Source organism: uncultured Tateyamaria sp., assembly GCF_947494755.1.
Lineage (GTDB): Bacteria > Pseudomonadota > Alphaproteobacteria > Rhodobacterales > Rhodobacteraceae > Tateyamaria.
Window position 1 is genome coordinate 1 of record NZ_CANLVZ010000030.1, and the last position, 13,010, is coordinate 13,010.

At 54.1% G+C, this 13,010-nt stretch carries 3 protein-coding genes and 2 pseudogenes; 3 read left to right on the forward strand and 2 right to left on the reverse strand.

All coding sequences use genetic code 11. The annotated features are described in order from the left end of the window. Positions 1-182 precede the first annotated feature (182 nt). Both Q0908_RS19920 and Q0908_RS19925 read right to left on the reverse strand, forming a co-directional pair. Positions 183-3,797: a hypothetical protein gene (locus Q0908_RS19920; RefSeq protein WP_299288940.1), complete on the reverse strand. Its 3,615-nt coding sequence runs from the start codon at positions 3,795-3,797 to the stop codon at positions 183-185. 1 nt (position 3,798) lies between these two features. After that, entirely contained in the window at positions 3,799-9,789 is a 5,991-nt protein-coding gene (locus tag Q0908_RS19925) for a hypothetical protein (protein WP_299288943.1), read from the reverse strand. Positions 9,790-10,485: 696 nt separating this feature from the next. On the opposite strand from Q0908_RS19925, the pseudogene Q0908_RS19930 reads away from it, so the two are divergent. The 3 genes and pseudogenes from Q0908_RS19930 to Q0908_RS19940 all read left to right on the forward strand — a co-directional run. Next, positions 10,486-11,292: pseudogene (locus Q0908_RS19930) on the forward strand (IS5 family transposase). A gap of 261 nt (positions 11,293-11,553) precedes the next feature. Then, on the forward strand, positions 11,554-12,132 hold the full coding sequence (locus tag Q0908_RS19935; RefSeq protein WP_299288946.1) for a fasciclin domain-containing protein: 579 nt from the start codon (positions 11,554-11,556) through the stop codon (positions 12,130-12,132). Positions 12,133-12,280: 148 nt separating this feature from the next. Next, positions 12,281-13,010 (forward strand): annotated as a pseudogene (locus Q0908_RS19940) (IS3 family transposase); the annotation flags it as partial.

Sequence of the window (13,010 nt, forward strand, 5' to 3'; positions counted from 1 at the left end):
CTTCTCTTCATCGTCTGTCTCCTCAGTTGGAGAACAGGCTAACTCTAAATGCCGGACTTTTCAGGGGAGCAGGTCAAAACCTCAAGCAAACGCCGCATCATGACCATCTGGGATGCTGTGCCCTGCTCCCCTTAGGGTCCGCCGAGGGTAAGGCAACTGGAGTCTCAATAACGCTAGAGCCGTCAAAACTTCGCAACAAGATTGATAAAAACTCCTGAACTGTCATAGTCCACTTTGCTGAGATTGTCTGTGACGCTGCCGACCTCGTAGCCGATCCCGATCTTGGCATTATTACTAACGTGACGATAAACAGCTAAAAGAGCACCACGTTCACGAATGCGCGTCTCCTCGGTGTATATTTGTCTTACTTCGGCCTGAATGTCCCACTTGTGTGTCACATGCCATTCGGCCCCAAGGACCAGCAAATGCGCAGTTGAATCGCTAAACGTGCGTGTTCCACCGGGCGCGGTTTTACCGTTTCGGTATCCATATTTGACACCAAATGTCAGAAATTGATTGTAGTCGTAAAGCAAATCGGCGCTCAGAATAATGCTTTTTTGTGCAGAACCAAAATCGATATCGTCCGCGTTTACCTGATCTTCGCCGGGTTGATCGTCGAGATAGGTCAGCTTGAACAACGCATTGATTTTCTCGTTGGTAATAGGACGAAACGCCGAACCAAGAGACAGTTCTACATAGCGACCATCCCGGAAAGTTGTTTCGTCAGATCTGGACACAACCGCATCTACGGTAGACAGCAGCCGCCATTCCTCCGAATGTTTATACTCCAATGCGCCAGAGAGGAGCCAGGTGTCGCGATCTCGCTTTTGGCCTTCGCCATCCTCGGTCCGGTATTCAAGTTTCATCTTTCCCTTAAGTACGTCCCCATCGACGTAGCCAACCCCAAACGAAACGGCTGTACGATCAAAGTCCAGATCGTTCGGGTCAGCGATCCGCCCGACCTCGAATCCGCCCGTGTAAGTCCAGCGATTGTCTGGTGTGTAGGTGACGCCGTAAGCCTCTGTCACTGATTTGCGATCACCAAACAGATCATACTTGTGCTCAGCAAAGCTGGAAACCTGCTCGTTATAGCGATACTTTGCGCCGGCTACGAAAACCCCTTTGTCCCGTCCGGTCAGTCTGGAACCAGAGAGTGTTCGGCTGGGATCAAGCGTGTATCCAAAATAGACTTGATTATCAGGTGTCGTTTCATAGTTGAGTTTTGCCAGAGCGCCAGCGCCATTCGTACCGCCAGAGACTTCAACATCAGCGCTCAGTTTTTCGGTCACACGCACCGAAGCTCCGACGCCAACCCGGTTGTTGTCAGATCGGGTTTGTGAAGCATCCAACGTCGCTTGACCGAAAACATAGAATGACTGATCTATGTTTGGCGAATAGGTCAGTCGCAGTCCCAAATCAGTGCGTGATCCATTCTCGGTAATCGCGGTTTTTCCGGTCTGGTCGCTATAGCTGATCCCCCCTTCAACAGTGACGTGTTTTGTTGGGCTGTAGGCGACTTCGATGACCGCCTCGCTATCTTCTTCACCAGTGCTGCGGCGCAGATTTTCCGCAGCATAACGGAGCTCCAAGTTCTCACGAGGATGATATGTTCCGGTAAACCCACTGATTGTTTCGGTCGCCGCGAACGTCTGCGTCAGGGTAGAGAAACCTGCGTCCCTGCGTTCGATATAGAAATTGAGATCGCCCGGACGGGCGCTTCCGACGTCTTCGAAGTCTATGTAGGTTTCGATCCGATAAGCGTTCCCCTCGGTGTTCGGGGCCGTGGATCCGATCAAGCTGTACGACAACCCCCCATCGGTCGAGAAGTTTGCACCGACCCCGGTTCCTTTGGAGCGGGCCACTTCCCCCTCGATCCATGAATGCTGGCCAAAGTTATACTGCACTGTCGCAGCAAGAAGCTCGACATCCGCAGTATCAGTCGTGTCACGCAAGCCGGTAAATCTGAGGTTGAGCGCATCGGTCGCCCAGACGTCGACAACGCCACCCGCAGAGCTACCATCAACTGAAGATATTCCGGGCGTATACTCGTAATCCACAACCAGTGAAACGAGCGTGTCCCCTATCGGATTCTCCGTCACCAGCGGCCCGGTCGAGCGGCTTGAATTCAAAGGATCGGTCAGGATCAACACACCTTGAATGTAGTCAATCGCGTAATCGCGCCCCTCAATCAAATTGCGCCGTTCGATCACTCGCCCAGTGTCGCGATCCTTTATTTCCACACGAATATTCTCAGACGCGAAATTTATGTCCTCTCGTGACAGGAAATACGCTGATCCCCCAGTGCCCTGCAGCACGTCCCGTTGAGATTTGGTATCCGGCTGAGCCGCATAGAGGGTTGCATTAAAGCGCGAATCTCCCCTTGAGGTGACTTGCTTTGATTTGTGTTTCAGTTGGAACCCGTAAAGTCGGCGGTTGTTGTTCACCAACTGGCCGGAACTCACATCAGCGTCAAAATCACCCCAAAGCACGCTGGACGCGTCGCGTTGGACACGGATGTAGAACCGCCCCGACGTTGGGGTGTCATCATAGGCGCTGGAGTCGTCACCATAGACCAGATACGTATCTTCGGGGTCGAGACGACGCAAAATGCTGCGCGGATCTTTCTCGTCAAGGCGACGAAATACGTCCTCAATGTCACCCTCTCCGGTATCTGCGCTGGCGGTGATCAACGTGCTGCCCTTTATCCGACCCTTCAGATAGAAGGCCAAACGACCATCGACATCGGTGCCCTTGTCCTCCGCCAGTGTGTCTTCCAACTCGTCCTCTATTTTCTTGGCGACGGTGACATCCGCGATGGCAACATAGAACCATTCATCCTCCGGGATTTCGACGTGGCGGCCGAGGTCGGTCGCGCCGCGTCCTTCAGTGTGCACTTTCACGCTGACGAAGTGCTCGCCAGGGGGCAGGACACGCTGCGAAACGAAACGGCCGTTTGAATCTACCGGGACGGTTTCTCCCATCACTTCGACCCGGCTGCCGGGTGGAACACCTTCACCCGATGTCGTGATGGACCCACCATGCATCGGGATTTTGGACACAGCAGTATTGTCCTCGCCTTCGCCAGCAGCGATAAGCGGACCCCCTCGGGTTTCGTGGGTCGCGAAGAAGGCGTCCGTGCGGTTTAGATTCAACTGAGCGGTTTCATTGAAGCGACCTTTGGCATCGTAAACGCGCAACACGTATGCGTACTTTCCGGATCCGGTTTGTGGCATTGCCCACATCACCTGACCGTTGGGCGAAATAGGGATGGTTTCGACGACGTCGCGCGTCCGACTTGCCCGATCAATGATGACCACTTCGGCCCGGCTGATCCAGAACGGATAGTTGGTTGAAGCCCGAAAGGTGATCCCCTCACCTGCTTGATAACTGGCACGCAAATCGTGTGTGGCGACGTTTAGGCGAGGTTGGATGTCCAGCCCATCAAATTTAACTTGAACATCCGCTGTCTCCAATGCTCGATCCTGAACGCGTTGCACAACGGAAGGTTTGGTCGCACCAGCGACGGTGACCTCTTCGATCGACAATGAAAAGCCGATCTCTTCGAAATCGGATCCAGCTACATCCTCGGCGCGTTCGGTATTGGCGCCTGTCGGCAACACGACACTCAAGTTCGAGTTTGGCTCAATACAGGCGCGTTGCGTCACCAGATCCGGTGCATGGCAAGTGTCGCCTTCGCTTTGCGCGAGGGCGGCGGTTGCGACGAATGTGACACTGCCCAATATTGGAGTTTTGAGGCGATAAACGAGCTGAAAAGACCGGGGAAACAGATGTCTCATCTTATTTCCTCCACACCAAAGTAGTCTCGATGCTCAGCTTGTGGTTCCCGATACGGCGCCATCTTTTCTTCACATCGCGCTTGACCACCGCGATCATTTTTCGCCCAAGCCTGATATCTTTTTCGCTGGGGTTTTCGGGCAGATGAAACGCGATACGGACAACGGTCGGCTTGCTTGGAATGCTTTCCAATAGTTTTTGCATTCCGGTGTCGAAGGCAGGCGTGGTTTGCCATCCCCCACCGCGTCCCGTTTCAAAGGCACGGGCGTTAATATCGACACGCGCAACTTGGCTGATCGAAGCGCCAAAGTTCAGCTCTTTCATTTTGCCGGGAGTGAGCCGGATCACCCGAGGGTTTTCAGTCGTAATCCGATAGCCTGTCGGCAAGCTGCGCTCATCCACCTTTAAGATGATGTTGGTGCCGCGCTTTTTTGGCAAAACGATGCAAGGGACGTGATACCGGCCGAAAGCATCAGTTGTGATGATCGTGCCGTCCACCCCGGCGATACGAACGGCTGGCAAGCCCTTTTCGCCTTCGTCCTGGTAGCCGTTGCTGTTTGTGTCGGCATACACCTTCCCGATAACGTCACCACAATCGAACACTGGCTCTGGTTCGACACGCACAACGGCTGTGGCAGTCGGGGCCAGTTTCTGCGCACTGACGCTATCGATCAGATCAGCACGGTTTATGTGTTCGCCGGGCGCTATCCCGGTCAACACACGCGCGCTGAGGGTAACCGTGGTTGTGTCTTCTGCCGGGACAGTGATCGATTTGAAGGTGACGACACGGCCATTTATGACGACCGGGCTGACAGAGACACCATCCACCTGCGCGGAATTCTCGACGAAAAGAAAGCCTGCGGGCAGGCTGTCCACCACTGTCGCTGTAACTGCTGCGGTATTTTCGGTATTATCAACAACAATGGTATAGGAAACGGCGTCTCCACGTCTCGCAACGGTCGTACCCGCCCGCTTGGTAATAACAATGTGTCCGGGCGTGGTTGCGGCCGCCTTAACAGGCGGGAGTGCCGCAAGACGTACCACGGTCGGATCATTCGTCGGGTCACTGTCATCGTCAGCAGTGCCATTGGCATCTCCGGTCTCTCCAAGATCAAGGTCTTGCGTTGTCTCCGATCCTCCGCCCGGATCAGAGACATCGGTTATTGCCGGACCAGCTGGCGGCGTGCCTGTGACCAACGCCGTATTTTCGACACCACCGGCCAACATATCTTCTTCTTTTATGATATGCCGTGCGGTGAAGCTTGTCGCGTCAACGGCACCCGGAGCCATTGAGGGGATAGCGACGCCGCTCATTTGCGCCGTTGGATCGGTCACGATCACGTTGCTCAAAGCGACGTTCCCGGTATTGGTGATCGTAAACGTATAGTCGATCACATCGCCCGCATCTGTCCGCGTTGGGTCTGCACCCGCTGCAATGCTTGGCACGCCCGCTGACTTGGTCAGACGCAACCCAGGAAGAGACCCCAAGCGCACGACCGTGGGGTCGTTTGTCGGGTCGTTATCGTCGTCGGCGGTGCCGTTGGTATCACTTGCTTCGCCCAGGTCGGGATCATTTTCGGTCTCTGAGCCATAGCCGGGGTCTGATAGGTCGATGACGATATCGAAGTCATCGGTTTCGCCGTACACATCAGCAGAGTTTTCAACGCCGCCATTGGCCACGTCGCTCTCCCTGATCTCATACTCGGCTGTAAATGTGGTAGAATCGCTTTCTCCTGGATCGAGTGCGATGACGTCATCAAATTCCACAGGTGCCAGAAAATCGAAAACGTCGATATTGCTGATGCGTTCATTGCCGTCATTCGTGACGGTGAAACCGTATCGAATGATATCACCAGCGTCGGCGATCAAGGGATCGAGACCGTTGGCTGTTGTGACTTCCAGGACCCGCTTTGTAAGTCGAAGCGACGGGACCATATTGAATTGAACCACAGTGGGGTCATTGGTTGGATCAGCGTCATCAGGTGCCGTGCCGTTGGCATCTCCCGCCTCGCCAAGATCAGGATCGTTTGATTGCTCAGAGCCATCGCCTGTGTCAGACACATCACTCACGTCGGGTCCGGATGGTGGCGTCGCAGTCACAACGGCAGTGTTTTCGACGCCTCCTGCAAAAATGTCTGTATTGTCCAGAATGTATCGTGCCGTGAAGCTGGTATCGCTCTCACCAGGCGCCAGGGACACTAACGGAGTTCCGGACACGGTTGCCTTCTCGTCGGTCAGTCTGACATTGCGCAACACTGTGTTGCCAGTATTCCTAATGACAAAGACATAATCGACCGCATCACCCGCCCTCGTGTCTTCCGGATCCACCCCCGGTGCAAGACGTCCCAATTTGGTCAGCCGCAAGGAACTCACTTCGGCAAAGCGCGTCACCGTCGGATCATTTGTAGGATCAGTATCGTCGGCAGCAGTACCGTTGGCATCGCCGTCTTCGCCAAGATCGGGGTCGTTGGTCGTTTCGGATCCGTCGCCGGTGTCCGACGTGTCACTCACCAGGGTGCCCGACGGCGTTCGCCCTTCGACCGTGGCAGAGTTCTCGACACCTCCGGCAAGGATATCCGCGTCGTTCAATTCATAGCCGGCAGTGAACCTCACGCTGTCTGTCGCGCCAGCGGCCAACGACGGAATCGGAAGACCCGCCACTGACGCTTTGGGATCTTTGACAATGACATTGCTCAGTGCGACGTTCCCCAGGTTGGTCACCGTGAATGTGTAGGCAATCGTATCGCCACTATCCGTGATCAAGGGGTTGGACCCGCGATTGACCGATGGTGCGCTGCCGGTTTTGGTCAATCGAAGGAGACCAATCTCTGGTTCGATAACAGTCAGGGTTGCGGTCGCAGGAGAGGGGTTTGTCCTGCCTTCGTTCGTCACAAGCCCGTTGGCATCCAACCCGTTCTGATACTCCCCTGCCAAGGGAACGGTGACATCGAATGTCACAACACAGACAGTATCCGCCGGCACGGTGCCGCCGCTCAGGACCACCCGCGTCCGAGCACTATTGGCCGATAAACCAATTCCGCACTCCGCCGTGAAGTTTTCGACAGCAGCCACCGTCATCCCATTGGGGAGGTCATCGATCAAGGCCGATGCCAAATCCGGTGTGATTGCACTACTCGTGGCGTTCGCGATGGAAATTGAAACCGTTGAAATCTGGCCTTCCTCGATGAGTGAAGGCGAGAACGCTTTGACCAAAGAAACACCTTCGTTGGACAGAAGCGACGCTGCCGCAGCTTGTGAGTTGGTGGCATTTTCGCGGGATGTCACACTCCCTGCGGGAACATCGTTTGTCAGATTTCCGCGCCGCGTCGTGACCACATCCACTTCGATACGGCACCGACTGGCCGATCCTATGCTTGCCCCACTCAGGGACAGTCGGTCCTCTCCCTGAAGCGCCGTTACCAGACCGGAATCACAGGTGCCGGTGACGGTTGAAAATCTTGCATTTGGGGTCGGTGCAATGATCATCCCCGTTGGTAGAAAATCTGTCAGGGCGACTTCAGTGAGCGGAATTGCACCGGCGGCCGTATTGTCAATTTCGATGCGCAGTGTGGAAGGGTCACCGCTGTCGACAACATTGGGAAGAAAGACGGTGTTTAGGGCTGTCTCGACAGGCCCCCAATTTAGCGTACCGGTTCGGTTTTCTGACGAGATGAAGTAGCGGCCCGATGAAGTGGGCACGTTTTCGAGAACGGCAAATGCCGAACCCAGCCGAGTTTCGGAACCGGACCCTAACGGAGAGACGACGTCGGCGGAGAATGCGCAGAATCTTTCCCCACTCGGAAATCCCGCATTTGAGAGGGTGATGTTATTTGGACTGGGAGCCGACAAGGTACCACCTGCACACGTGTGCGAAAAATTTGGCGTATCGGATAGCTCCAGAGCTCCAAACGAAGTCCCCGCATCGAATTGAGCGATTTCTACACCAGCGGGGTCGGTCTGCCTCACAGTCGTTGTAATGCGCGACAGGCCTCGCGAACCTACCTCTCTTGGTGAAAATGATGTGGAGGTACGCAGAAGAGGATAGGGTTGAACAAACGGCGACCTCACGCTGACACCAGCATCAATACCGTTTATGAGGACATCACCAGTATCGAGGCTATTTTGCCTCCGTTGATTGACCCTTGTCGCAATGAATATATCAAACTCGACCCGGCAGGTTGTGTTGCTCGGCACAAACCCATTTGTCACGCGTATCTCGTCAAGATCGGTATCCGCCTCAACAGTATCAGCAGTACAACCCGCCCCTCCTGTTAAGATTGCAGAGTCAGGATAAATCTCGAATTGGCCGCGGCTTAGAGTTGCACCAACCCGGTTCCGAATATCTATGTTGGATATGCTGGCGTTCCCGCTGTTGGTGAGAACGATGGCAGCAGGGACTCTGGACGCTTCCTGCAAACCCAACACCAGGGTCGGGGAGGTCCGTTCATCAATTTCGAGAAAAATGTCGAGATCGCCGAGACTCGAGACGTTTAACGTATCGGACGCAATGTTTGGAATGACATCGTTCCCGTTAGCATCACGAATTGGTTGTTGGGGGCCACCGACGGTATTGGTGTAAACACCCGGTCCCGATGTTGCGACACTGACTACGATTTCACAGCGCGGCCCGCTGAATGCGGTTCCGACTGCGGCCGGCAAGGTCACATTGGGAACGACCACTCGACTTGGGTCATTGAAGTCTAATGTTCCGCACTGCGCTCCAACAAAATCGACATCCTCAAATTGGGTCATCCCATCTGGCATGATGTCTTGGAAAAACGTGTTCTGCAGAGGTATTTGGTTGTTGTTTGTGATACTCAGTATGAGGCGGGTCGTCACACCTGCATTGATGGAATCGGGTGCGAAACGCTTGGTCAGCTGGATTCCAGATTTAAGCTGAAACGATGTGGCATCCTGATTGGAGTTTCTGACGAATTGGTCGGACTGAACCTGCCCAACTTCGATTGCAGAAACCGCCTGTCGGTCCACAAACTCTGTTACTGGGGTCGCTGGTTGTATGAATACGTCTAACGAGCATGAGCCAAAGGCAGGTATGGTGCCGCTTTGAAGAGAATAGGACGTGCCATCTGCCGCAACAGACACTGAGCCGCAGGTTGATGTTGGCACCGGACTTTGAAGGGCTCGGATGTGCGCATCTGGCACACCAACCGCAGTCACTTCGTCAAATCGGACCCCCGTGAGGTCGAAGTCGTTGGGATTGTTGATTGTGACCCGCAAAAAACTGTCGGTTGCACCGCCATAGAGAGCGCGGCTCGTCCCGCCCGCAGTGTTCAAAAGCTCGACTTCAACGGTTGACGGATCTGCAAGAACCTGAAGAGTTGCGCTTGCCGGATCCTCGTTCGACCGGCCACTGTCAGTCACCATGCTGTTTGCCTGGATGGTCGAAATCAGGTTACCAATGGCTTCTCCCCCGACAACGACAGAGAATTGGCACGCGCCTGCAGTCGCACCTACCTGCCCGGGGATGGTCCCATTTGTAAGCGTGATACTGTCGGGCGTCAGCGCCAACGTGCCAGCACAGGAATTCGACTGAACAGGTCCGATTACGCCGATTGTATCAGGCAGGACATGATCCAGCGCGACACCCGTCTCGCCCGTGGCGCTCGTTGTAACCAGCGTGATTGTCAAAACGGAAGTTTCAAGGGGCTCGACACTGTCCGGAACAAACGAAAGCGCGGCATCAACCACTTGCGCGTTAGTGGACTGCACGAACGTACCCCACAGCATCACCGAAAGGCAGGGTGCCAGTATGAGCCACCGAGATAGGGAAATCTGCATTCTTGATGCAACAATCGATAGTAAGGCACACAGCAGGCTTCGAATTATGAAAAGCCAGATGGGCAAGTGGTTCACAGGTGCCTGGTCGCACCTGATGATGCGTTCATTTTTGCAAACGTGATCTTTGGCCCGGCGATTGGGTGCCGGGAATAGAGAAGCCATTTTGGTGTCCTTTTGAATAGCCTTCTTTTTCATCGCAACTCGCGGAAATAACTTTCGACAAGTTATGATGTGCAGCTATTTTTAATTGAATGATCACTTGCGTATTCTACCTCGCATGTGCCGGCCAATGCATCGATCTTCCTCTTATATAGTGCGCCGCTGAATACTTCGCCGTGCTTGCAATCCAGTTTCAAAATCCTCCGCGACATAGCGATGAAATCACCATTTCATGTAGGCAGATCGAAACTCAGAAGAAAGGGAACGCAGAATTATGTGATTCAGTTCATTATTGTTCCATAGCCAGGCAGCGAAGAAGTTCTACTCCTATCCAAGAAGGTGCTGAAGCGAGGAAAAGACCGGCAATATACTTACCACCTGGAACATGCGATTCGAGCTTTTCTGATTTGCGACTGCCACTTATGGTTTGTATTTTGAGACCTGATCTGGGATCGCTCGCGCTAATTCAGACACCATCAACTCAAGCTCTTATTGTTCTCACAGTCTGTAACAGTCAAAATTCTTCACTGTATTCTTAAAAATCCGGATTTTTTTTCAGATTTAGCTATTACGAATTTCGCAAATCCAGAACAAGTGCGAAGGCTGCTACCAAGTAGGTGGCGAATCGGATTTAGGGCCAGCCCCCATTGAATTCCGCGTGGTGGCGTGGTTCGTGGTTCGGAAGACGGGGCGGTGACCACGTCTGATCTTTTCTGGTTGAACGATGCGCAGATGGCGCGTCTGGCCCCCTTTTCCTAAAGCCCCACGGCAAGCCAACCGTCGATAACAAGCGTGTATGGAGCGAGATTATCTTCATCAATTCCAATGGCTTGCGGTGGGAAACCCCCGACTGCCTATGGCTCCCACAAGACGCTCTACAACCGTTGGAAGCGCTCGAGCGATAAAAGCATCTTTGCCCAGATGATGGCCGGTCTGGCTGCCGAACACGGCGAACAGACGACGGTCATGATCGACGCCACCTATCTCAAGGCCCGTCGAACAGCGACCAGTTTGGGCATCAAAAAAGGGGGCGTGGACGCCTGATCACTGCCCGGCAGGGTATTGCCGCAGGCAATGTCCCGAGAGGCGGGTCGCACCAAGGGCGGGATGAATGCCAAGCTGCACGCCATCTGCGACAGCCAGGGACGCCCGCTGAGCTTGTTCGTGACCGCAGGACAGGTCAGCGATTACATCGGTGCCCGTGCATTGATGAGCAGTTTGGCCAAGGTGGACTGGCTACTTGGAGATCGTGGCTATGACGCCGATTGGTTCCGAGAAGCGTTAAAAGACAAAGGGATACGCGCCTGTATCCCTGACCGGAAACAGCGGACGAAGCCGGTGAAGTACGACAAGCGCCGATACAAACGACGCAACCGCCCCTCTCGTGACATTGCTTTGCAATGCACTGCCGGGCGGTGATGCGAGATCATGTTTGACGGGTTGAAGGACTGGCGGCGCGTGGCAACCCGCTGCGACCAACGCCCGAAGGTCTCCTTGTCCGCAATCGCTCTCGCGGTATTCGTCATTTACTGGCTATGAGGCCTGATCCTAGGGGAGGAAACGTCCCTCGGTCGTCAAGCAGTGAGGGAAATCCAAGAAATTTATCAACTTTTCCGAGAATTGTAGAAGATTGAAAAAACACATGGCGGTTATCAAGAATCTACTCCAGGGGCTGTCCAGAGCAACGTTGGTTAGGGTCGAAGATAAAAACAGACCCCCTGCCAACGTCGAAGGGCTCGGCACCCTTGGGTTTTGGGGCGGGGGTCCAACACCTTAACAGGTCAAATTAGGAAATCCATTATGCCGAATGTATCCTCTGGCGATATCACTGATCGCCGCATCTCACACTCGTCAAGCACCCCCAAGTTGAAGAACGCAGGGCGCTATTATGCGCTGGACCTGCTTCGCAATGACGCGCGCTTCTCAATCTTTATCGAAATGATTAATGCTTGTGAGTTCGATGAAAACCTGAAATGCCTGCCATGCTTCACAATCTTCGCCCCTACAAATGAAGCATTCCATTCCTTTGATTTGGCCGATCTCTATGACTTTATCAATCATGCAAACCGGCAACATGTCGAACACTTTGTGAGTCAGTTTTTTGTTCCAAAGCGGTCGCATTCATCACAATTTTTGGATCGCCGCGTTTGGGCAATCAATATGCTTGGTCGTCGTATGCTGGTTGCGGCGACACAGCGGCCAACATATGAGAATGCTCGTATCGCTACATTTGATTTCAACTGTATCGACGGCAGCGTTCATGTCATTAATGAAATGATTTCAGGTCAAAGGGTTTACCGCCCTATTCATCCAGCCGTCAGTATCGCAGCATCGGCCGCCACGACAACCTACGTTACGAGCTATGATACGGCTGCATAGGAGAGGCGTGGATACACCAAATGTTTCGCGTATTCACGTCAACTAGGCTTTGATTGAATGGGCGATCTGGTAAGTATAAGTCATGACCTGCTCCCCTGAAAAGTCCGGCATTTAGAGTTAGCCTGTTCTCCAACTGAGGAGACAGACGATGAAGAGAAGCCGTTTCAGCGAAGAACAGATCATTGGGATATTGAAGGAGCATCAAGCCGGGCTTGGCGCGAAGGAGTTGTGCCGCAAACACGGGGTTAGCGATGCGACCTTCTACAAGTGGCGATCCAAGTATGGCGGCATGGAAGTGTCTGATGCGCGGCGGCTGAAGACGCTGGAAAGCGAGAATGCCAAGCTGAAGAAGATGCTGGCCGAGCAGATGATGGACGTGGCGACGCTGAAAGAGATGCTCGGAAAAAACTTCTGAAGCCCAATTCGAGGAGGAATGCTGTGGATTGGGCCATTAAAACCAAGGGTTACAATCAGAAACGGGCCTGTTCCTTGGCCGGGATTGATCCGCGCGTGTATCGGCGCACGTCGAAACGCCGCGCCGACACGGAGCTGCGCACCAGAATGAAAGAGCTGGCGTCCGAACGGCGACGGTTCGGATATCGCCGCCTGCATATCCTGCTGAAGCGTGAGGGATGGCACGTGAACTGGAAGAAGCTGTACCGGCTCTACCGCGAAGAAGGGTTAACCGTCCGTAAACGTGGCGGACGCAAGCGCGCAGTGGGCACCAGGACGCCCATGGCGATCCCGCAGGGGCCCAACCAGCGGTGGTCGCTCGACTTCGTGTCTGACGCGCTGGAGGACGGCCGCAGGTTCCGCGTGCTGAATGTCATCGACGACTTCAGCCGGGAATGTCTGGCCGCCGTGGTGGACACATCCAT